20 protein-coding genes and 1 pseudogene are annotated in these 21,084 nt (G+C 63.2%); 6 read left to right on the forward strand and 15 right to left on the reverse strand.

Features of this window, described 5'->3' with window-relative positions; genetic code table 11:
• Positions 1-188, forward strand: a pseudogene (locus ACZ92H_RS28460) (IS1595 family transposase); the annotation flags it as partial.
• A 61-nt stretch (positions 189-249) separates the two neighbouring features.
• Here ACZ92H_RS28460 and cheY read toward each other — a convergent pair.
• From cheY to flhD, 14 genes are all read right to left on the reverse strand, one after another.
• Positions 250-648, reverse strand: a complete 399-nt coding sequence (gene cheY / locus ACZ92H_RS28465) for a chemotaxis response regulator CheY (protein WP_010396677.1) — start codon at positions 646-648, stop codon at positions 250-252.
• A 147-nt stretch (positions 649-795) separates the two neighbouring features.
• A complete protein-coding gene (locus ACZ92H_RS28470) occupies positions 796-1,866 on the reverse strand; it encodes a protein-glutamate methylesterase/protein-glutamine glutaminase (protein ID WP_092799765.1) in 1,071 nt (356 codons plus the stop codon).
• 113 nt (positions 1,867-1,979) lie between these two features.
• Positions 1,980-2,588, reverse strand: coding sequence for a chemoreceptor glutamine deamidase CheD (gene cheD / locus ACZ92H_RS28475; protein ID WP_131378402.1), 609 nt, complete (start codon positions 2,586-2,588; stop codon positions 1,980-1,982).
• A gap of 9 nt (positions 2,589-2,597) precedes the next feature.
• Positions 2,598-3,470 carry a CheR family methyltransferase gene (locus tag ACZ92H_RS28480; RefSeq protein ID WP_131378400.1) on the reverse strand — a complete coding sequence of 291 codons (873 nt, stop codon included), beginning with the start codon at positions 3,468-3,470 and terminating at the stop codon, positions 2,598-2,600.
• 70 nt (positions 3,471-3,540) lie between these two features.
• Complete coding sequence (locus ACZ92H_RS28485) at positions 3,541-5,274, reverse strand: methyl-accepting chemotaxis protein (RefSeq protein WP_465051884.1); 1,734 nt, start codon at positions 5,272-5,274, stop codon at positions 3,541-3,543.
• 181 nt (positions 5,275-5,455) lie between these two features.
• Entirely contained in the window at positions 5,456-5,962 is a 507-nt protein-coding gene (locus ACZ92H_RS28490) for a chemotaxis protein CheW (RefSeq protein WP_092799771.1), read from the reverse strand.
• A 30-nt stretch (positions 5,963-5,992) separates the two neighbouring features.
• Positions 5,993-8,203, reverse strand: a complete 2,211-nt coding sequence (gene cheA / locus ACZ92H_RS28495) for a chemotaxis protein CheA (protein ID WP_465051883.1) — start codon at positions 8,201-8,203, stop codon at positions 5,993-5,995.
• A 43-nt stretch (positions 8,204-8,246) separates the two neighbouring features.
• Positions 8,247-8,612: a response regulator gene (locus tag ACZ92H_RS28500; protein ID WP_034758362.1), complete on the reverse strand. Its 366-nt coding sequence runs from the start codon at positions 8,610-8,612 to the stop codon at positions 8,247-8,249.
• 83 nt (positions 8,613-8,695) lie between these two features.
• Positions 8,696-9,244, reverse strand: coding sequence for a chemotaxis protein (locus ACZ92H_RS28505; protein WP_092799775.1), 549 nt, complete (start codon positions 9,242-9,244; stop codon positions 8,696-8,698).
• A 47-nt stretch (positions 9,245-9,291) separates the two neighbouring features.
• A complete protein-coding gene (motB, locus tag ACZ92H_RS28510) occupies positions 9,292-10,269 on the reverse strand; it encodes a flagellar motor protein MotB (protein WP_131378394.1) in 978 nt (325 codons plus the stop codon).
• A gap of 58 nt (positions 10,270-10,327) precedes the next feature.
• Positions 10,328-11,188: a flagellar motor stator protein MotA gene (motA, locus tag ACZ92H_RS28515; RefSeq protein WP_092799779.1), complete on the reverse strand. Its 861-nt coding sequence runs from the start codon at positions 11,186-11,188 to the stop codon at positions 10,328-10,330.
• Positions 11,189-11,407: 219 nt separating this feature from the next.
• Positions 11,408-12,169, reverse strand: a complete 762-nt coding sequence (locus tag ACZ92H_RS28520) for an SAM-dependent methyltransferase (protein WP_465051882.1) — start codon at positions 12,167-12,169, stop codon at positions 11,408-11,410.
• Positions 12,170-12,286: 117 nt separating this feature from the next.
• Positions 12,287-12,847 carry a flagellar transcriptional regulator FlhC gene (gene flhC, locus ACZ92H_RS28525; protein WP_131378390.1) on the reverse strand — a complete coding sequence of 187 codons (561 nt, stop codon included), beginning with the start codon at positions 12,845-12,847 and terminating at the stop codon, positions 12,287-12,289.
• Between the two features lie 132 nt (positions 12,848-12,979).
• Positions 12,980-13,297, reverse strand: coding sequence for a flagellar transcriptional regulator FlhD (gene flhD, locus ACZ92H_RS28530; RefSeq protein ID WP_034758381.1), 318 nt, complete (start codon positions 13,295-13,297; stop codon positions 12,980-12,982).
• Positions 13,298-13,903: 606 nt separating this feature from the next.
• Between flhD and kynU the strand changes: the two genes are divergently transcribed.
• The 5 genes from kynU (at position 13,904) to ACZ92H_RS28555 (ending at position 19,941) form a co-directional block, all read left to right on the forward strand.
• On the forward strand, positions 13,904-15,154 hold the full coding sequence (gene kynU / locus ACZ92H_RS28535; protein WP_131378388.1) for a kynureninase: 1,251 nt from the start codon (positions 13,904-13,906) through the stop codon (positions 15,152-15,154).
• A 20-nt stretch (positions 15,155-15,174) separates the two neighbouring features.
• Entirely contained in the window at positions 15,175-16,047 is an 873-nt protein-coding gene (gene kynA / locus ACZ92H_RS28540) for a tryptophan 2,3-dioxygenase (RefSeq protein WP_465051881.1), read from the forward strand.
• 136 nt (positions 16,048-16,183) lie between these two features.
• A complete protein-coding gene (locus ACZ92H_RS28545) occupies positions 16,184-16,732 on the forward strand; it encodes an RBBP9/YdeN family alpha/beta hydrolase (RefSeq protein ID WP_465051880.1) in 549 nt (182 codons plus the stop codon).
• Between the two features lie 126 nt (positions 16,733-16,858).
• Positions 16,859-18,913 (forward strand): toxin-antitoxin system YwqK family antitoxin, encoded by a 2,055-nt coding sequence (locus ACZ92H_RS28550; protein WP_465051879.1) that lies wholly within the window; start codon positions 16,859-16,861, stop codon positions 18,911-18,913.
• 2 nt (positions 18,914-18,915) lie between these two features.
• On the forward strand, positions 18,916-19,941 hold the full coding sequence (locus ACZ92H_RS28555; protein ID WP_465051878.1) for a leucine-rich repeat domain-containing protein: 1,026 nt from the start codon (positions 18,916-18,918) through the stop codon (positions 19,939-19,941).
• A gap of 15 nt (positions 19,942-19,956) precedes the next feature.
• Here the strand turns inward: ACZ92H_RS28555 and ACZ92H_RS28560 are convergent, their stop codons facing one another.
• Complete coding sequence (locus ACZ92H_RS28560) at positions 19,957-20,988, reverse strand: hypothetical protein (protein ID WP_131378382.1); 1,032 nt, start codon at positions 20,986-20,988, stop codon at positions 19,957-19,959.
• Positions 20,989-21,084 lie beyond the last annotated feature (96 nt).

The following is a 21,084-nucleotide window of genomic DNA, read 5'->3' on the forward strand; positions in this document are numbered from 1 at the left end:
ACGTGCAGAACGTCAATGCGTATCACAGCCGCCTGCGCGAATGGTTAAGGCCGTTTCACGGCGTGGCGACGCGCTATCTGCCAAACTACCTGGGATGGCGCTGGATACTCGACGCCAGACGCATCCGTTCACCAGAAACGTTATTGAAAGCAACGCTGGGAGCGTTCCCACACTTGACGGTGACATAGCCAAAAAAAACGCTGCCGGTTTGCACGGGCAGCGTTTTTCGCAATAACGCTCCAAGCTGGATCAGGCGCCGGCTTTTTCCAGCTTCTCGAAAATCTTGTTCAGCTTTTCATCGAGGGTCGCGGCCGTGAACGGCTTGACCACATAACCGCTGGCGCCCGCTTGTGCGGCGGCGATGATGTTTTCCTTTTTCGCTTCAGCCGTCACCATCAGCACGGGCAGCTTGGCCAGTGCCGGATCGGCGCGGATATGCTGCAGCATCGTCAGGCCATCCATGTTCGGCATGTTCCAGTCCGAGACAACGAAATCGTACGATTCCGCGCGCAGCTTGGCCAGGCCCATGACGCCGTCTTCCGCCTCGTCGACGTTGGCATAACCCAGTTCCTTCAACAGATTCCGGACAATGCGGCGCATCGTCGAAAAATCGTCAACGACTAAAAATTTCATCTTTGGATCAGCCATGAATAACTCCGTTGTTTCTGTAGCGGTTTGTTAATAATATCGACATGAATGCCGACATTATGGTCGACACTACGGCAGCAAGTTGTAGGATAGCATTTTCGTTGCTTTTAGGCGAACAAACTTGCCTCAGATCATATAAAACGTGGCTTACACGCGCAAAGCGCGCATGCCATGTGCCGCCAGGTGGCCCAGCACCATGCCGGGCAGCGCCGTCAGGGCACCGACCTCATGTGCAGCCCCGATGGCGATGGCCTCGCGCGGCATGCCGAACACCACGCAGCTGGCTTCATCCTGGGCGAAATTATACGCTCCTGCCGCCTTCATCTCCAGCATGCCTTGCGCGCCATCCTTGCCCATGCCGGTGAGGATCACGCCGACGGCATTCTTGCCGGCCGACTGCGCGGCCGAGCGGAACAGCACGTCGACGGACGGACGGTGGCGGTTGACCGGTTCGCCCTGGTCGATCTTGGTCATGTAGTTGGCGCCGCTGCGCGTCAGGGTCAGGTGCGAATGGCCGGGCGCGATGTAGGCGTGGCCGGGGAGCACCCGTTCGCCGCCCGCCGCTTCCTGCACCGAGATCTTGCACAGGGAATCGAGGCGCCGCGCGAACGAGCGCGTGAAGCCTTCGGGCATGTGCTGCGTGATCAAAATGCCGGGGCAATCGGACGGCATCTGCATGAGGAATTCGCGGATCGCTTCCGTGCCGCCCGTCGAGGCGCCCACGATGATCAGCTTTTCACTCGACGTCAGCGGGCTGCGCAAGGCCGGCAGCGGCGCGGCCGTCTTGTCGCTGGCCGACGGCAGGGTGCGCGCGCGGATGCGCGCCTTGGAGGCGGCGCGGATCTTGTCGGCGATCATGTCCGTATATTCGCGCATGCCGCTCTGGATCGAGATCTTCGGCTTGGTGACGAAATCGACGGCGCCCAGTTCCAGCGCGCGCATGGTGATCTCCGAACCGCGCTCCGTCAGCGACGACACCATCAGCACCGGCATCGGGCGCAAGCGCATCAGCTTTTCCAGGAAATCGAGGCCATCCATCTTCGGCATCTCGACGTCCAGGGTCAGCACGTCCGGATTGGTCTGCTTGATCATCTCGCGCGCCACCAGCGGATCGGGCGCCGCGCCCACGACTTCCATGTCGGGCTGGCTGTTTACAATTTCCGTCATGACGCTGCGGATCAGCGCCGAATCATCCACGATCAATACCTTGATCTTCATAGTCATCCTTCCAGGCCTGGCGGCCCTTATTCTTCATCGGTAAGTACACCTGGCAAGCCTGTATAGCGCATGGGACAAAAGCCCGGCGCACAGCAGGTTTGGCCCGGTGTTTGTTAAAACAGCTCGATCTCGCCGCCGACCGGTGCGACTTTCAGGCGGCTGGCGTAATCGAGTTCGCGGCGCACCAGCGTATCGTTATGCGTCTGCATCAGCTTTTTCACCAGCACCTTGCCGCTGCGGGGGAAAAAATACACCTTGCGCGGGTGGATGTCGTTCAGGTCTTCCGCCACCACGCGCATCTTTTCCGCCTTCAGGTAGTTGATGACGAAGGCCGCGTTGCGCTCGCCCACGTTGATGGCCGTGAAGCCGCGCAGCACGGCGCCGCCGCCGAATACCTTCGCTTCCATGTTCTCGCGCCGCGCGCCCGCCTTCAGCAGGTCGTTGATCAGGATTTCCATGGCGTAGGTGCCATAGCGCATGGAGGCCGAGATCGGGCTATTCGGGTCGCTGCCGCCGTCCGGCAGCATGAAATGGTTCATGCCGCCCAGGCCCGTCACGCGGTCGCGGATGCAGGCCGAGACGCAGGAGCCCAGCACGGTGACGATCAGCATGTCCTTGTTGGTGAAGTAGTACTCACCGGGCAGGATCTTGGCGGCGTCACAATTGAACGTCCTGTCGTAATAGACGTTAGTGGCGAATTGCTCTTTGGGTTCCAGGCTCATATTTCACTCTCATGTACGATGCAACGATGCCTTGGGCGCGCTGCCCCTTGGCTGGTCGAGCTCATAGACTGTTTTACCGCGCAGCTTCAATGAATCCGACACGTACAGAAAATTCTCCGAATGGCCCGCGAACAGCAGGGCATCGGGTTTCATCAACGGCACAAAGCGCGCCAGGATCTTGCGCTGGGTCGCCTTGTCAAAATAAATCATCACGTTACGGCAGAAGATGACGTCGAACTGGCCCGTCAGCGGCCAGCTGTCGGCCAGCAAATTGAGCGGCTTGAAGGTGATCATCTGGCGCAGTTCCGGGCGTACCCGCACCTGCCCCTCGCGGTCGCCCTTGCCGCGCAAGAAGAAGCGCCGCGCGCGGTCGGCCGGCATCTTGTCCAGGCGGTCCAGGTTGTAGACGCCATTGGCGGCCGTGGCCAGCACGTTCGTGTCGATATCGGTGGCGATGATGGTGACCGGCGGCGTCAGGGTGTTGAACGCCTCGCACACCGTCATGGCGATCGAATACGGCTCTTCGCCGGTGGAACTGGCCGAACACCAGATGGTGATCGGCCCGCTCAATTTCTTCACGTGCTCGGCCAGCAGGGGGAAGTGATGCGCTTCGCGGAAGAACGACGTCAGGTTGGTCGTCAGCGCATTCGTGAAGGCCTCCCACTCGTCGCCCATGCGACCCGCTTCCAGGTCGTCCAGGTAGCGGACGAACGAGGAAATGCCGGTCGCCCGCAAACGCCGCGCCAGGCGGCTGTAGACCATCTCCTGCTTGCTGTCGGCCAGCGCGATGCCGGCCCGCTTGTAAATCATGGCGCGGACCCGCTCGAAGTCCTTGCCGGTGAAGTCAAACTCCTTGACCGAATCCGTTTTAGTTTGCGGCATTTGTTTTTACCTCTCTATGACTACTCTGAACAATGCCTTTGCAGTATAACTAGCGGGACCGGGGGAGGTCTTAAAACTCTTCCCAATCGTCGCCGCCGGCCGCCGCCAGCTTTTTCGCGGGTGCCGGCGCTGCCGCCTTTTCCGCCTTTGCAACCCTTGCCGCCCGCGCCGTGCCGGCCGCCTTCAGGGCCGGACGCGCCGCCACCGCCTTGGCAGGCGCGGCAACGGCCGCCTGCACCGCGGCGGGCGCGCGGCTTTCGCCACCGAGCTTGAAGATGCTGACGGCGTCCGCCAGCATCTGCGCCTGGTCCTGCATGCTTTCGGCCGCCGCCGCCGCTTCCTCGACCAGCGCCGCGTTCTGCTGCGTCATCTGGTCCATCTGCGCGATGGCCTGGTTGACCTCTTCGATGCCATGGCTTTGCTCCTGCGTCGCCGCCGTGATCTCGCCCATGATATCGGCCACCTGCCGGATCGAAGTGACGATCAGGCCCATGGTCTGCCCCGCCTCGTCCACCAGGCGGCTGCCCGCGTCGACCTTGTCCACCGAGTCGCCGATCAGGCCCTTGATCTCTTTTGCCGCGCCAGCCGAGCGTTGCGCCAGGTTGCGCACTTCCGTCGCCACCACGGCAAAACCGCGCCCCTGCTCGCCCGCGCGCGCCGCTTCCACGGCCGCATTCAAGGCCAGGATATTCGTCTGGAAGGCGATGCCGTCGATGACACCGATAATATCGACGATCTTGCGCGAACTGTCCTTGATGGAACCCATCGTATCGACCACTTGCGCCACCACCTTGCCGCCCTGCTCCGCCACCGACGATGCCGACACGGCCAGCTGGTTGGCCTGGCGCGCATTGTCCGCGTTCTGCTTCACGGTCGACGTCAGTTCTTCCATCGACGACGCCGTCTCCTCCAGCGAACTGGCCTGGTGTTCCGTGCGCGCCGACAGGTCCGCATTGCCGCTGGCGATCTCGCGCGACGCCAAGGTGATGGTTTCCGTTCCGTTGCGCACGTTGCTGACCGTCTGCACCAGGCTGTCGTTCATGTCCTTCAATGCCTGCTGCAGCGCGCTCGTTTCATCCTTGCCTTCGACCACCACGCGCGACGTCAGCTCGCCCGCCGCCACCTTCTGCGCCACTGCCAGCGCGCCAGACAAGGGCTGCGTGATCGAGCGCGTGATGAAGACGGCGCACCAGGCGCCGATGGCCACGGCCACGCCGCCCAGGATCAATAGTACCGTCATCAGGCGCGCATCGGCCGCCAGCGAGCCATCCATGAAGCTTTGCTGCGCCACGTGCTGCAGGTCGAGCAGCTTGTTGATGTCGGCCAGCGTCTTCTTGTTCAGCGGGTCGATGCGCGTGGCGATGACCTTGGCCGCGCCTTCGCTGTTAAACGCCAGCACCTGCCCCATCGCCTCCTTGAAGGCGGCATCGACGTCGCCATCGACCTTGGAAATATTCGCCAGCAGCGCCTGCTCGCTATCGGACAGGCCCAGGCCAGCGAGCTTCGCGCGCGCGCCGTCGTACAGCTTGCGCTGCTCGCGCACCTTGTTTTCTTCCGCCTGCATCAGGCCCACGTCGCCCTGCAAGCCGATATTGCGCATGGCGATGCCCGTTTCCAGCATCGCGCTTTTCATCAGCGATGCCTGCGTATTCTTTTCGCTTGCCACTGCCAGCCCGCTCAGCAGCTGGGCCTTGTTACGGTAATTCAGTGCATTCGCCGAAACGACCACCACCACCAGGATGGCGAGGATGCTGCCAAAGCCAAACCCCAGCCGCGTGCCTATCTTAAAATCGCGCAAACTCATTACAGTCTCCAATATAGATGTGTGAACGGCGCCCGTTCAACCGGACGGCGCCGTGTTGTGGCCTGGTCTCTGACGGACCTTGCAGCCTGCCGGCACACCTCTGGCTGTGCCGGTACATGCATATCTGTAGTGATACTTTGCGGTGAAACGGCGGCGCCCCTGGCGCCGCCTGCCAGCCAGCTTACGCGGCCAGCTTGTCGATCAGGCCCATCTCGCTGCTCGACATCAGCTTGTCGATGTCGACCAGGATCAGCATGCGCTCGTCGATGGTGCCCAGGCCGATCATGTAGTCGGTCGAGAAGGCGGTGCCCATTTCCGGCGCCGGCTTGACCTGCTCCGGGCTCAGGGTGGTCACGTCGGAGACGCTGTCGACCACCATGCCGACGATGCGGCCACCGATGTTCAGGATGATCACCACCGTGAACTGGTCGTACACGGGCGTGCCCAGGTTGAACTTGATGCGCATGTCGACCACGGGAATGATGATGCCGCGCAGGTTGATCACGCCCTTGATGAATTCAGGCGCGTTGGCGATGCGGGTGACCGCTTCGTAGCCGCGGATTTCCTGGACTTTCAGGATATCGATGCCGTACTCTTCCGAGCCCAGGGTAAAGGCGAGGAATTCACGGCCGGCGATGTCCTTGCCGTCGCCCGGTTTGCTGCCGGAAAGTGCTTGAGTATCTGACATGGTGCGTTTTCCTATCTTTATCTATCGGTGTTACGAAAAAATGGACTCGTCCGCCAGCTGGCGGGAGGAGCGGATCAGGGCGGCGACGTCGAGAATCAGCGACACGCCGCCGTCGCCCAGGATGGTGGCGCCGGAGATGCCCACCACCTTGCGGTAATTCGATTCGAGGTTCTTCACCACGACTTGCTGCTGGCCCACCAGGTCGTCGACGAACAGCGCCGCCTTGCGCCCTTCCGTCTCGAGGATCACGCAGATGCCTTCGGACGGGCTGGTAAAGCGCGGCGCGATGTCGAACATCTGGTACAGCGGGATCAGTGGCAGGTATTCGCCGCGCACCTTCACCACTTGCCCCTTGCCGCTGATGTCCTTGATGTCTTCGACGGCCGGCTGCAGCGATTCGATGACAAAGCCAAGCGGCAGAATATATACCTCGTCGCCGACGCGGATCGACATGCCGTCGAGAATGGCCAGGGTCAGCGGCAGCGAGATGGAAATCGTCGTGCCGAAGCCCTTGGCCGAGCGGATGTCCACCACGCCGCCCATGGCGCTGATATTGCGCTTGACGACATCCATGCCCACGCCGCGGCCCGACACGTCGGTCACCGCTTCGGCGGTGGAGAAACCGGGCGCGAAGATCAGCTGCCACACTTCGGCGTCGCTCATCGTCTCGGACACGTCCAGCCCTTGCTGCATGGCCTTGGCCAGGATGCGCTCGCGGTTCAAGCCCGCGCCGTCATCGGATACTTCGATGATGATGTTGCCGCCCTGGTGGCTGGCCGACAGGAACAAACGGCCCGCTTCCGTCTTGCCGGCGGCCACGCGTGCGGCCGGCATTTCCACGCCGTGGTCGATACTGTTGCGCACCAGGTGCGTCAGCGGATCGACGATGCGCTCGATGAGGCCCTTGTCGAGCTCCGTGGCGGCGCCGTTCGTGATGAAATCGACCTTCTTGCCCAGCTTGGTCGCCAGGTCGCGCACCATGCGCGGGAAGCGCGAGAAGACGAAATCCATCGGCATCATGCGGATCGACATCACCGCTTCCTGCAAGTCGCGCGTATTGCGCGTCAGGTGGCTGACGCTGTCGAGCAGTTTTTCATGCAGCATCGGGTCGAGCGCGCCGGCGCGCTGCTCGATCATCGCCTGCGTGATCACCAGTTCGCCCACCAGGTTGATCAGCTGGTCGACCTTTTCAATCGAGACGCGGATCGACGACGATTCGGCACCCGCCTTGTCGCCCTCTTTCTTGGCCGGCTTCTTGTCCTGCTCCGCATCGGCCGCTGCCGTCACGGGCGCGGCGGCAGCCGCGGACGCCACGGGACTGGCCTTGGCCGCGTCGGCGCGGATCTGCTCCAGCGGCTGGAAGAAGCCGTAGCCGCGTTCGGCGTCGCTCTGCACGCCGGCGGCGGCGCGGATTTCATCCAGCGGCTGGAAAAAGCCATAGCCGGGATCGGCCGGTGCCTGCGCGGCGGCCGGTGCCGGCAAGGGATCGAAGAAACCGTAGCCCTGGGCTTTTTCCTGTGCCGCGCGGGCCGCCTGGGCCGCATCGGCTTCGCCGGGCGCCAGCGGCGGCGCCTGCGTGATCACCATGTCGTCCGGATTGAGCACGAACGAGCAGATGGCCAGGATATCGTCCAGGCTTTCATGCGTCGTGACTTCCAGCACCTTGCGCGCGTCGGCCAGGCTCGATACGACGACGTCGCCCAGCAAGCCCAGTTCGGCCGCCAGCGCGTCGACTTCGCGCGCTTCCATCGTCGGCAGCTCCAGGCGGTAGCGCTGGCCGCCGGCATGGCTGACGACTTCCTTTTCCGCCGTATGGAAAGCCGGCGCGACGGGCGTGAGCGCCGCCACGGGCACGTCCTGCGAGAACGACTGCAGCATCATGCGCACGTTGGCGACGGCATCCTGGTCGACGGGGCTGCCCAGGCGGTGGCCGTCGAGCTGCATCTTGAGGATATCCTTGGCCGCCAGGAAGGCGTCGACGTGTTCCGCCGTCAGGGCCATCTGGCCCTGGCGGATGCGGTCGAGCAGCGACTCGAGGATATGCGTCACCTCGCTCATGTCGGACAGGCCGAACGTCGATGCGCCGCCCTTGATCGAATGGGCGGTGCGGAAAATGGCATTCAGGTCTTCGGCGTCGGGCGCCGCAATATCGACGGCCAGCAGCAGCCGTTCTTTTTCAGCCAGCAGTTCTTCGGCCTCATCGAAAAAGACCTGAAAAAACTGGCTAATATCGATGGTCATAGGGTGACTCCGTCATGTGCATCGTTGCGCTGCGCGGCTGGCATCAGCCAATCACCTTCTTGACCACTTCGATCAGGCGTTGCGGATCGAACGGCTTCACCAGCCAGCCATTGGCGCCGGCGGCACGTCCCTTCGACTTCATTTCATCGGACGATTCCGTCGTCAGCATCAGGATGGGCACCTTCTGGTAGGTCGGCAGCTCACGCAGCAGCTTGATCAGCTCCAGGCCGTCCATGCGCGGCATGTTCTGGTCCGTCAAGACCAGGTCCACGGTTTGCAGCTTGGCTTTTTCCAGTCCATCCTGGCCGTCGACGGCCTCCACCACCTGGTAACCGGCGGCTTTCAGGCTGAACGCCACCATCTGGCGCAATGAGCTGGAATCGTCCACTGCAAGTATCGTTTTGGCCATCTTTGCTCCCACTTATTCCGGGCATCCTGCCCGAGTATTTGATTAATCAATCCATGCAACCGCAAGCGCTCCGCATTGGCATGCTAGAACAGCTCGATGTCGCCACTTTCCAAATGCTGCTGGCTGACGGCCTTGCGCAGCACGCTGCGCAGCTCCAGGCTTTGTATCGCCAGCGCCATGCTGACCCGCCCCAGCAGGGCGACGATTTCTTCATTGTCGCTCTCCGGCAGCATTTCCGCGCCGTGCGAACCGAGGGTGCCGAGGAATTCGCGCAAGCCCGTCACGCGCTTCAAGGTGCGCTCGATCAGCTGGCTGGTCATGTCCTGGAACTGCAGGCTGGTGATGGCGGCATTCACATAGCCCCCCACCTCGTCCTGCAGCGCCAGCAGTTTTTCCCGCTGCTCCGCCGGCGGCACGCCGCCGTCGAGCAGCATGGCGATCGTGTCCTGCTGCGCCGCAACGGCCGCATGGATCGCCATGAAATTGAAGGACAGCTTCTCGATCGCCTCTTCCAGCAAGATGCCGGTCTGCACCAGGTCGGTTTCCACCTCCGTCAAGTGCTTGCGGCCATGGTCCGACACGCCAGACAGCAGGCGCTTCACATGCGAGCCAAGTATTTTCTTTCTTGTCATAAAGGTCTCATTGTTTCAATACACCACGCGTTGACGGGCCTTGCGTGTTATTTTTTCGCCGCTGCCGGGCTGGGGACGGGAGCTGCCGCAGGCGGCGAACTGGCCACCAGCCCCGAGGCGACGGCGGCGGAAGCGGCGTCGCTCACCGGCAGCTCCATCGCCGAACCATCGCGCAGGACGTTTTCTTCCGTGCGCTTGTTCATGACGATGATGCTGATGCGCCGGTTGATCGGGTTGAACGGGTCGAGCTTGTCGAGGTGCGCGGCCGAGCCCAGGCCCACCACGCGCAATACTTTTTCTTCCTTCATGCCGCCGATCACCAGTTCGCGCCGCGACGCATTCGCCCGGTCGGCCGACAGTTCCCAGTTGCTGTAGCCGGCATCGCTCATGTACGGCGTCGAATCCGTATGCCCGGACAGGCCGATCCGGTTCGGCACTTCATTGAGCACGGAGCCGATGGCATGCAGGATTTCCTTGGTGTATGGCTGCAGATTGGCATTGGCCAGCGCAAACATCGGACGGTTCTGCTCGTCGACGATCTGGATGCGCAAGCCCTCGCTGGTGATGTCGAGCAGCAGCTGGTTCTTGTACTTTTTCAGCAGCGGATTGGCGTCGATGGTCGCTTCGATGCGCGCCTTCAGCGCCTGCAGGCGCCGGCCCTCTTCGCGCTCCAGCGCGGCCTTGGCCGAATTGAGGTCGAAGGACTTGCGCTGCTGCTCTTCCTGCGCCTTGCGCACCTGCCCATCCTGGCGCGACAGGTCCTGGCCGCCGCCCTGGATCACGGAATTGCTTTCGCCGCTGCCGGAACCGCCCGCCATCGCCACTTTCAGGGGCGTCTTGAAGAATTCGGAAATGCCGTTCAAGTCGCCCTTCGACGTGGAGCCCAGCAGCCACATGAGCAGGAAGAAGGCCATCATGGCCGTGACAAAGTCGGCGTAGGCGATTTTCCACGCCCCGCCATGGTGCCCGCCAGCCGTCTTCTTGATACGCTTGACGATAATCGGGCGCATGCCTTCATCGGCCATGGCGTCCCCCTTCCGTGTGCTGCAAATGACTCATGGTATCCAGGCGTATTTTCACTGCTTACTTCGTTTTCGATTTCTTGATGTGGTCTTCCAGCTCGTTGAACGTCGGGCGTTCCGTCGAGAACAGGACCTTGCGGCCGAACTCCACGGCCAGCGCCGGCGCATAGCCGTTCAGGCTGGCCAGCAGGGTCACCTTCACGCACTGGAACATCTTGCTCGACTCTTCCAGCTTCTGCTCCAGCAGGCTGGCCAGGGGACCAACGAAGCCGTAAGCGAGCAGGATGCCGAGGAAGGTGCCGACCAGCGCGTGCGCGATCAGCATGCCCAGTTCGGCCGGCGGAATGCCCACCGATTCCATCGTGTGCACCACGCCCATGACGGCGGCGACGATACCGAAGGCGGGCAAGCCGTCGCCCACCTTGGCGATCACGTGGGCCGGCACGGCGCCTTCGTGATGGTGCGTCTCGATCTCGTTGTCCATCAGGTTTTCGATCTGGAACGCATCCATATTGCCCGACACCATCAGGCGCAGGTAATCGGTCATGAATTCGACGATGTGATGGTCGGCCAGCACGGCCGGATACTTGGAAAACAGCGGGCTTTCTTCCGGCTTGTCGATGTCGCCTTCGATCGACATCAAGCCTTCCTTGCGCACCTTGCTCAACACTTCAAACAGCAGCGACATCAGCTCCATGTACAGTTCTTTGGTGTAGCGCGAGCCCTTGAACAGGCTGGGCAAGGCGGCCAGGGTAGCCTTGATCGCCTTGTTATTGTTACCAACAAGAAAGGCGCCCAGGGCGGCGCCGCCGATCATCAGCAGTTCCAGCGGCTGGAACAGCGCCGCCAGATGGCCGCCCGCCAGCGCGAAACCGCCAAAGACCGAGGCGCAGACGATGATGTATCCGATTATGACTAACAAGTGCCCTGACTCCCAATTAGGACCGGGCTGACGCGCCCGGCATGCTCAAACCAGCTCCCTGCGGCCGGCGGCTGTGCCGCGGGCGGAGAGCAGCGGCAAAAAAGTAACCGAAGGTAGATTGAAACGGCCCGCATTTCAACACTATTTCAACAAAATGCCGTGTGGAACTACAATAACGTGAGATTGTCCTCCGGGCAAGCAAATAACGCAGACAATTGCTTAAAAGCACCATATGTAGAGCAAGGGGCCACGCTCTGTGGCGGCAATGGTCTTATCCGGTGCCCGCGCGGCAATCTTGAATTCGTAACTAAGAAGCATACTACCAGGCAACATTTCCCTTTCCGCCTTGACCCACAGGGCCGCCATCGCCGCCGGCGACAGGTAGGCGAACACCGCATCGTACTGGCCGAAATCAAGCGCCTCATAGTCGCCGCGCAGGAAACGCGCGCGGCTACGCCCCAGCCGCGCGCGCAAACGGCTTACCAGCCAGGGCAGCGGCGCCAGTTCGATGCCGTCGAATTGCCCGTCCGGCCGGCGCCTCGCCAGGTCCAGCACCAGTCCGCCCAGGCCGCTGCCGATATCGACCAGGCGCACGCCGGGCCGCTGCGCGATCAACTCCGCCACGGCTTGCCAGACCTTCGGCCCCGAGGGATAGAACGGCACTTGCGTGCGAAAGGTGGACCAGTACAGGCTCAGCAGGAAAATAAAGGCCAGCAGGAAAACGCCGGGCGGCAGATCCAGCCGGCTGGCGCCCAGCAAGGCCGGCGCGAACAGCAGGCCGATGGCGCACCACCAGCGCGCCAGGCCCGCGCGCCAGGTGATGGCCGCCGCCAGCGCGCCCTGCACGCCCGCCACGGCCAGCAGGGACATGGCGACGCCGGCACGCGCCAGTCCATACACCAGCAGCAACATCAAGGGAAAAGCCAGCACCTGGATCAGGATGGCCTTGAGCGCGGGCGCGCGGAGGATTTGTTGCAGCATGGCCAAGTGAAAGGAAAAAACGCCAGTGTAAGCGATGCCGGCATGACAATGGAGACATGAAAAAGCCGGAGCGCGGTCAGGCGACCGGCTCCGGCTTTCCTTATATCGAGGTGCAGCTCAGACAGGCAAGCCCGGCACTGCGGCGGCCGCCTCATCGCGCGCCTTCTTGGTCTTGCCGGCCCGCGAAGGCATGTGGCACAGGCCGCAGACATAATCGGCATTCAGGTCCAGGCAGTTGACGACAAACTTGCCGCCACACTTGCCGCAGGGCGCCATGGCCAGCATCTTGCTGCTGAAAAAGCGCACCAGGGTCCAGGCGCGCGTCAGCGACAGCAGCGGCTCTTCGCCCGCCTCAGGCGGCATTTGCTCCAGGTACAGTTTATATGCCTTCATCACGGCTTCGATGCCCGTGGCGCCGGCGTGCTCGACGAGAAATTTATGGATATTGATGAACAGCGAGGAATGGATGTTCGGCTGCCAGGTGAGGAACCAGTCGGTGGAAAACGGCAGCATGCCCTTCGGCGGGGAAACGCCCTTCAATTCCTTGTACAGGTTCAGCAGGCGCTCGCGCGACAGCGACACTTCCGTCTCCAGCAATTGCAGACGGGCGCCCAGCTGAATCAATTCGATGGCCAGCTGGATTTCCTGCGCTTCCGATACGACACTTTTCTTGGCCATGCTGGCTGCTCCACATTTTACTGATGCTAACTGAAGGTTTCCGGCAAAATATTCAGGCCAGGCCGCGTCGCCGAAGGCAGTACGCATGCACGACGAGGCAAGCGACGCCGCCATGGACGTCCTGGCGGGAACCTAGGCGATTTCTTCCACGCCCTGGCCGGCCATCAGGATGGCGGCGTGCGACTGGGCCAGCGAGCGGTCTTTATTGTAGTTCGTCAGCATGCCCAGGATGGCGCTGTCGTCGAAACGGAAGCGGGCCAGCATCATGTTGCCGCCAGCCAGTTTCAGGATCTGGGCATTACTCATGCCTTCGATCAGTTCGGCGATTTCGGCGGCAATGCCCAAACGGAAGATGGCCGTTACCTTGTCTGCACGAATCATTTGCTGGGCCAGCATCAGGTAGCTCAGGTTAGCGTCGCGAATCTCAGCCATCATATCGTTAGCAGTCATTTCCATCTCCTCAATCCGTTGAATTCTGCTGGCAGTGTGTATTGCCAGTGAGATACATTCTGCAGGAGCAACATCAAACGCAACAGAGGTGCAGCTCTGTATTTTTGGTCGGGGAATGACGGATAGGATCGTAGGTGTTTGTCTGACAAACACCACGCGATCATGGTCGCACGCCTGTGGCGGCGCGGATGTGGGAAGTACGCAGGACACCAGATTTGGCTGGTTTACGGCCTGCAATTAATATCACTTTTTTACAACAACTTGACCTTAATCAAGCCTACTAAGCTATGTAACGGCGGCCTCGACAGGAACTTTAGGGCTTTTTTGAAAAATATTTCAAAAACCTGTTCCGCCTGCGCGACCGATTTCTGCCGTTCATGTAATCGTTGACGGCAGCGTTTGGCGGAACTTTAGGGTTTTTTGAAAATATTTTTAAAAATCGTGATTTTTTTCGTTGACGCCCCGCAGACAGGGATTTTTCGGATGCCTTTCCCGCCGCAAATCTGGCGTTATTGACGGGATTTGTTACACTGCCGGCTCCTGCGTGATACTTCAAGCCTCAAGTAATATCATGCCATCCTGATAAGTATCAACATGAAAGCCACCATGATTTCTCGACACGACTGCAGTGCGCGCGACCTCGACGACCCGCTGGCGCCCCTGCGCCTGCAGTTCGACCTGCCCGCCGGCGTGATTTACCTCGACGGCAACTCGCTCGGCGCGCGGCCGACAGCGGCGCTGGCGCGCGCCCAGCAGGTCATCACGGCCGAATGGGGCACGGACCTGATCCGCAGCTGGAACACGGCCGGCTGGTTCGACCTGCCCCGGCGCCTGGGCGACCGCCTGGCGCCGCTGCTGGGCGCGCACACGGGCGAAGTGGTCATCACCGACACCACCTCCGTCAACCTGTTCAAGGCCTTGGCCGCCGCCCTGCAGATGCAGGCCGCCGATCCGGCGCATGCCGCGCGACGCATCATCGTCAGCGAGCGCAGCAATTTCCCGACGGACCTGTACATGGCGCAAGGCCTGGCCGCATGGCTGGACCGTGGCTACCAGTTGCGCCTGGTCGACAGCCCCGCGGAGCTGGCGCACGCGATCGACGCCGACTGCGCCGTCGCCATGCTCACGCACGTGAACTACCGCACCGGCTACCAGCACGACATGGCCGCCATCAGCAGCCATTGCCACGCGCGCGGCGCGCTGGCATTGTGGGACCTGGCCCATTCGGCCGGTGCCGTGCCGCTGGACCTGAATGGCGCCGGCGCCGACCTGGCCGTCGGCTGCACCTATAAATACCTGAATGGCGGTCCCGGCTCGCCCGCCTTCATCTGGGTGCCGGAAAAACACCAGGCGCGCTTCCGCCAGCCTTTGTCCGGCTGGTGGGGCCATGCGGCGCCGTTCGCCATGGAGCCGGGCTTCGCGCCCGCCGACGGCATCGCCCGCGCCCTGTGCGGCACGCAGCCGATTCTCTCGCTGGCCCTGGTCGAATGCGGCCTGGAGATCTTCGCGCAGACCAGCATGGAAGCCATCCGCCACAAATCGCTGGCCCTGACCGATATGTTCATCGCACTGGTGGAACAGCGCTGCGCCAGTCATCCGCTGGGTCTCGTCACGCCGCGCGAGCACGCACGCCGCGGCAGCCAGGTGAGTTTCACGCATCCGCACGGCTATGCCGTGATGCAGGCGCTGATCGCGCGCGGCGTGATCGGCGACTACCGCGAACCGGCCATCATGCGCTTCGGTTTCACGCCGCTGTACACCAGCTTTGCCGACGTGTGGGATGCCGTCGAAATCCTGCGCGACATCCTCGACACGCAAGCCTACGACATCGCCGCCAAGCGCGATGCCGTCACCTGACCCCGGACCAGGATAACACCATGAGCAAAGACAATAGCAGCGGCTGCCCCATGCACGCAGGCGCCCGGCAAGGCGCGGAGTGGCATGGCGCGCAGATGGACTTCAGCGAATCGATGAGCTATGGGAATTACCTGGCACTGGACCGCATCCTCACGGCCCAGCATCCGCTCTCGCCCAACCACAACGAGATGCTCTTCATCGTGCAGCACCAGACCAGCGAACTGTGGATGAAGCTGATGCTGCACGAGATGCACGCCGTGCGCGCCAACCTGCAAAGCGGCGATCTGGCGCCTGCCTTCAAGATGCTGGCCCGCGTGGCGCGCATCATGGACCAGCTGGTGCATGCCTGGGATGTGCTGGCCACCATGACGCCGCCGGAATACACGGCCATCCGCCCCTACCTGGGCGCCTCGTCCGGCTTCCAGTCCTACCAGTACCGCGAAATCGAATTCATCCTGGGAAACAAGAACGCCGCCCTGCTCAACGTGCATACGACGGCGCCCGAAACCTACAAGGTGCTGGACGCCGCCCTGCGCACGCCATCCGTCTACGATGAAGCCATCAAGCTGCTGGCGCGCAGCGGGCTGCCTATCACCCCCGAGCGCCTGGACGCCGACTGGACCCTGCCCACGGCCGCCGACGCCTCCGTCAAGGCGGCGTGGCTGGAAGTCTACCGCGACCCGTCGAAGCACTGGGCCCTGTATGAACTGGCCGAAAAGCTGGTGGACCTGGAGACGGCGTTCCGCTTCTGGCGCTTCCGCCACGTGACGACGGTGGAACGCATCATCGGCTTCAAGACGGGCACGGGCGGCACGGCGGGCGTGAGCTACTTGCGCAAGATGCTCGACGTGGTATTGTTTCCTGAACTCTTCGCCCTTCGCACGGAGCTCTGAACATGCCAGATCAAGTCTGCTGCGCGGCGCGCCTTGCGGCCTGCGATGCCCGCTGTGCCTGCGCACGGCTGCGCGTCTCGGCCACAATGCTTTGCCGCTCGCTATGATTTGATCAGGCGTTTCAAAAGGAGAAAAAATGATGTCGCCTCTCGTCCTGACCCTGGCCGGCCTGTGGAATTCCGGGCCGCAGCACTGGCAAACCCGCTGGGAAGCGCGCCACCCGCAATGGTCGCGCGTGCCGCACGGTGAATGGCAGACGCCGGACAAGGACGCCTGGGTGGCGGAACTCGATCGCGCCATCGCCGCGTGCGCCCGCCCGCCCGTGCTGGCGGCGCACAGCCTGGCCTGCGTGCTGGTGGCCCACTGGGCTGCCAGCGGCTCGCCGCACAAAATCGCCGGCGCCTTCCTCGTCGCCCCCAGCGACGTGGAAGCGCCCTCCTACCCCGCCGGCACGACAGGCTTTGCGCCGATGCCGCTGCAAGCCCTGCCCTTTCCCAGCCTGGTGGTCGCCAGCGGCGATGATCCCTACGTGAGCTTCGCGCGGGCGCGCGCCTTCGCCGCCGCCTGGGGCAGCGATTTCACCATGATCGGCGACGCCGGCCATATCAATGGCGACGCCGGCTACGGCCCCTGGCCGGAAGGCGAGCAGCTGCTGCTGGACTTCTGCGCCGCGCACCAACCCTAAAGCGCGCGCCGGTGCGCGGGCACGCCTGCGCACCCACGCACGATAGGTGCGCGTGCATTTGCCCACAAGGAAGATCGCAGGCAGAATCGTGGCCTTTCCATAGCGGCGCCCGGCGCCAGCCTCACGATGAAACGTCTGCTTCTGCCTTTGCTCCTCTGCTCCGCGCTGGCCCACGCCAGCCCCTTTTACGAAGGCAGGAGCCTCGCCCATCCCGCCATCAGCGCCTCGCAAGACAGCGGCCTCGATATCGCCTTCCTCAAGGACAAGGACGGCGTGAATGGCTACTACTGCGAGTGCAAGAGCGGCAGCGCGAAACCCGTGCTGCTCGACCAGTTCGGCAATGCCGTCATCCGCTCCGTCTTCTACGCCTCGCTGGACAAGGAAACGGACGACAGCGTGCAAACCATGCTGGTGCTGTTCCGCCAGGGTGACAGGAACGGCTTGCGCGCCTACCGCTACCACCGCAGTTCCGGCAAGTACCGGCGCCTGGACGGCTTGCAGCCGGCCCTGAACCGCATCGTGGCGCAAAACGCCAATCCGAACGCAGGGCAAGTCAAGGCGGCGCTCGCCAAGCTGGCACCCATGGACTACAGCGTCGCCCGCGGCAAGAGCGGCAATGCGGACTTCGACGCCATCGACCATACGCAAGGCACCGTCGTCGGCTACTACAGCGACGACGGCCAGCCCGTGGCGGCCGGCGGCAAGGACGCCATCACCTACAAGAAAACCTTCCTGAAAAAAGCTGGCCATTACCTGACGGCCAGCTATACCCTGTACAGCGATGCGGGCGCGGGCATCCTGCCCAATTACCGGCTGTGGCAAGTGACGTGGGAAACGGCGCCGCGGCAATTCACGGGCAGCGAAGACGGCCCGTCCGTCATCTACAGCCTGGCCTGGGATGACGGCTCGGTGGTCGAGCGGGGCCAGTACGTGAAGGGCAAGCGCCAGGGAATGTGGGTGCGCGAAGGCATGCATGAAGGCAGCGTCAAGGGCAATTACGTCAACGGCCTGCAGGAAGGCCTGTGGCGCTTCGATTATCCCAGGCAGAGCGAGAGCGGCATGTACCGGGCCGGCAAGCGCGAAGGCCGCTGGACGGTGGTCAACTATGCCGACGCGGAGGAAGTGACGGGCTTCGACACCTACGCGGGCGGCCAGCTGAATGGCCCGCATGAGCGCCGCATGGGAGGCAAGCTGCAAACGCGCGGCAACTACGTCAACGGCACGCGCCACGGGCCATGGATCACGGAAGATGGCGACGGCAACTTCATCGAGGGCTTGCGCGACGGCCCGTGGAAGCTCAAGCTCAAGGACAAGGCCACGCAAAGCGTCACTTTTGTGCAAGGCAAAAAACAGGGAGAGGCGCTGGACACGGATGCGCAAGGCGCGCTGCGCCAGCGCGACCACTACCAGGCTGGCGTGCTCGAAGGCGCGCGCACGCGCTACCTGGGGCCGGCCGGCAAGGAATACGTGGTCTACACGGCCACCTACCGCAATGGCCAGCTGGACGGGCGCGAACAGGCATTCGACGACAGCGGCAAGATCCTGCGCCTCGACACCTTGTGGGACAACGGCAAGAAGCAGGGCCTCGACGCGCGCTATTACCCGAACGGCAAGCCGGAACGCCTGGCCATCGTCGACCAGGGCCGGCTGCTCACCCACCTGCGCGAATACTACGAGGACGGCCAGCTGCTCAACGACATCCACCGCTGCACCTTCAAGGAGTACGGCAGCACGCAAGAGGACGTGTGCGAGTACCACCACATGTACTACCCGGACGGCAAGCCGCAGGTCTACTACGCCTTCCAGTACGGCCAGCGCCAGGAGGGATACGAAAACTACCCGAACGGCAAGCGCAAGACCGAACTGCTGGTCGACCGCTCCGCCGACACCTCCGTCTTCAACGCCTATTACGAAAGCGGCCAGCTCAAATGCACGGAGCCGCGCAGCGGCCACCGCACGCGCACGGTGAATGGCCAGTCCATGATCAGCTACGCGTCGGCCGACCGCGACGGCGACAATATCTGCTACCACCCGAACGGCAAGGTGGCCAGCTTCTACACCTTCCGCAAACGCGTGCTCGTCGATTGCGGCAAGCGCTATGACGACACGGGCAAGCAGACCTTCCCCGGCCCGGAAGGCTGCCCGCCCCCCAGGCAAGTGACTTACCCCATCGGACTATGACAATGACGGAAACCAGGCAGCCGCAGCGCATCCACAATCCAGCCAGCATCGATGCCGCAAGCCTGCGCGCCGCCATCGCCGCCGACGGCAAGGTCATCGTGCAGTTCGGCGAGCACCATGATGCGACACCGCTGCTGGCGGACCTCGACGCGCTGGCAGCCAGCTGCGGCGCGGCGCTGGAAATCCGCTTCTACGGCCATCACTTCACGCCGTTCGACGCCGCCATCCTGCGCGCGCTGCCGCATGCGGCCAACCTCTCGCTCGACTGCCATACCAGCGCCGTCAATCTGGACACGCTGGGCGAGCTGCGGCACCTGCGGCGCCTGCAGCTGGGCGTGTACGACATGCAGGAACACGACATCCTGGCACTGGAGAACCTGCGCGCGCTGGAGTACCTGAGCCTGGGCGAGACGCGCAAGGCCAACATCGACCTGGCACCGCTGCGGCACTGGCCGCAACTGGGGCAGCTGCACACCACGGGCCATGTAAAAAACATCGCCGCCATCACGGCCCTGCCAGCACTGGCCAGGCTGTCGCTGTCGCAAATCAAGAGCAAAGATGCCGTGGACTTCATCGGCGCCATGCCGGCCTTGAGTCAGTTGCGCTTCATCCTGGGCGGACGCGCGTCGATCGCCCACGTCACGGCGCCGCTGCTGGAGGAACTGGAAGTGGTGCGCGTGCGGGGCCTGGAAGACCTGGGCGACATCGGCCGTTTTCCCCGCCTGCGGCGCCTGTCGGTGGAAGACCAGATCAAGGTACGGGAAGTGCGGTTCGGTGAAAATCCCGCGCTGGCATGGCTGGTCCTGCGCAACTGCAAGACCCTGGCGCAGCTGCATGGCGTCGCGGCCCTGCCCGCCCTCGGCAACCTGGCCGTGTACCTGACGCAGCTTGACGTCGATGCGCTGCTGGCAGGCGGCTTGCCGTCGACCCTGCACCATTTGACCCTGGCGACGGGAAAAAGAAAGCGCGATGAAGCGGTCCGGGCGCAATTGGCGGCACTGGGCTACGCCGGGGCGCGCTTTTATTGAGCGCGCAGGCTGGCCTCAGCGGCTGGCCGCCAGCCTGCGCTGCCACAGCGCCACGTCGATCATGACGCCATCGGCGCCCGTGTTGCGGATGTAGACGCGGTAGCTGCCCTGCCCCATGTCGCCATCGAGGTAGGCGGTGCGTTCGTTGCGCTGCACCCGCGCGCCCTTGGCCAGCTGGCGGTAGCGCTCCACCACCGTGTCGAAGCTGGCGTAGCTGCGCAGCGCCACTTCCAGGTCGCGCGGCGGACGGCCTTCGGCCTGGTCCAGCACATTGTTCTGCTTCTTGCCCTTCAGCGTCAGCGGATAGGCAAACACGCCGGCACCGGCCGAAGTGAGCACCGTGGATTTGTCCAGCAGCAGCGGCAGCAGCGCCGGCGGGAACGCGGGCGGCAGCTGGGCGCGGTTCCAGCCGGGCAGCGGCGGCTGCGCCAGCACATACTCGACCGTGGCGATCTTCTGCCCGTCGGCGCCCGTATCCTTGTCGCCCGCGATCAGCGCCAGCATGGGCGGCAGCTGCCTGGCCCAGGTCAGCAGGGGCGCCGCCTCGCCGACCAGCATGCCCTTGCGGTGAAACACCGTCAGCACCGTGTTCGGATCAGGATTGCAGACCTTGGCCAGCGGCTGGCCCTCCAGGCGGCAATGGCCGTTGACGAGGCCGAAGGCGATGATGGCGCCGCGCTTGTCGAGCAGCATGGCGCCCCGCTCGCGGCCCTGGTTGCGGTCGTTCATCGACGCCAGCAGCTGGCGGCCGTCGGGCAGCACGGTGCGCGTGGCGTCGCGCTTTTCGCTGACCGCCTCGAGCGCCTGGGCCAGCAGCAAGTCATCGTCTTCCGTGTAGCTGCCGCGCGCATAGCCGAAAAAATCGAACAGGGCGGCGCGCACTTGCGGGTCTTCGCTCAGGCGCGGCAAGGGTCCGCCCGCCAGCAGCGACGCCAGGCTTTTCGTGGCCGCCGGACTGGCCGTGGCGCTGGCCGGCTGCGCAAGGAGGCTGGACGCCACCAGCAAGGCCCCGCCCAGGGAACGGTATGTCGATAAAGTGATATGCATGTTTCTGTCTGCCCGGGATCTACCCGTTATTCCGGCCACGCGTGGCGCGTCGGTGATTCTAGCATGGCGCCAGCGCCCATGCCGTGCGCCTGGTGC

The organism is Janthinobacterium foliorum (assembly GCF_978021625.1).

Coding starts and splice junctions, on each gene's coding strand:
- cheY (WP_010396677.1), bottom strand. CDS start 648: ATGGCTGATCCAAAGATGAAATTTTTAGTCGTTGACGATTTTTCGACG.
- ACZ92H_RS28470 (WP_092799765.1), bottom strand. CDS start 1,866: ATGAAGATCAAGGTATTGATCGTGGATGATTCGGCGCTGATCCGCAGC.
- cheD (WP_131378402.1), bottom strand. CDS start 2,588: ATGAGCCTGGAACCCAAAGAGCAATTCGCCACTAACGTCTATTACGAC.
- ACZ92H_RS28480 (WP_131378400.1), bottom strand. CDS start 3,470: ATGCCGCAAACTAAAACGGATTCGGTCAAGGAGTTTGACTTCACCGGC.
- ACZ92H_RS28485 (WP_465051884.1), bottom strand. CDS start 5,274: ATGAGTTTGCGCGATTTTAAGATAGGCACGCGGCTGGGGTTTGGCTTT.
- ACZ92H_RS28490 (WP_092799771.1), bottom strand. CDS start 5,962: ATGTCAGATACTCAAGCACTTTCCGGCAGCAAACCGGGCGACGGCAAG.
- cheA (WP_465051883.1), bottom strand. CDS start 8,203: ATGACCATCGATATTAGCCAGTTTTTTCAGGTCTTTTTCGATGAGGCC.
- ACZ92H_RS28500 (WP_034758362.1), bottom strand. CDS start 8,612: ATGGCCAAAACGATACTTGCAGTGGACGATTCCAGCTCATTGCGCCAG.
- ACZ92H_RS28505 (WP_092799775.1), bottom strand. CDS start 9,244: ATGACAAGAAAGAAAATACTTGGCTCGCATGTGAAGCGCCTGCTGTCT.
- motB (WP_131378394.1), bottom strand. CDS start 10,269: ATGGCCGATGAAGGCATGCGCCCGATTATCGTCAAGCGTATCAAGAAG.
- ACZ92H_RS28520 (WP_465051882.1), bottom strand. CDS start 12,169: ATGCTGCAACAAATCCTCCGCGCGCCCGCGCTCAAGGCCATCCTGATC.
- flhC (WP_131378390.1), bottom strand. CDS start 12,847: ATGGCCAAGAAAAGTGTCGTATCGGAAGCGCAGGAAATCCAGCTGGCC.
- flhD (WP_034758381.1), bottom strand. CDS start 13,297: ATGACTGCTAACGATATGATGGCTGAGATTCGCGACGCTAACCTGAGC.
- kynU (WP_131378388.1), top strand. CDS start 13,904: ATGATTTCTCGACACGACTGCAGTGCGCGCGACCTCGACGACCCGCTG.
- kynA (WP_465051881.1), top strand. CDS start 15,175: ATGAGCAAAGACAATAGCAGCGGCTGCCCCATGCACGCAGGCGCCCGG.
- ACZ92H_RS28545 (WP_465051880.1), top strand. CDS start 16,184: ATGATGTCGCCTCTCGTCCTGACCCTGGCCGGCCTGTGGAATTCCGGG.
- ACZ92H_RS28550 (WP_465051879.1), top strand. CDS start 16,859: ATGAAACGTCTGCTTCTGCCTTTGCTCCTCTGCTCCGCGCTGGCCCAC.
- ACZ92H_RS28555 (WP_465051878.1), top strand. CDS start 18,916: ATGACGGAAACCAGGCAGCCGCAGCGCATCCACAATCCAGCCAGCATC.
- ACZ92H_RS28560 (WP_131378382.1), bottom strand. CDS start 20,988: ATGCATATCACTTTATCGACATACCGTTCCCTGGGCGGGGCCTTGCTG.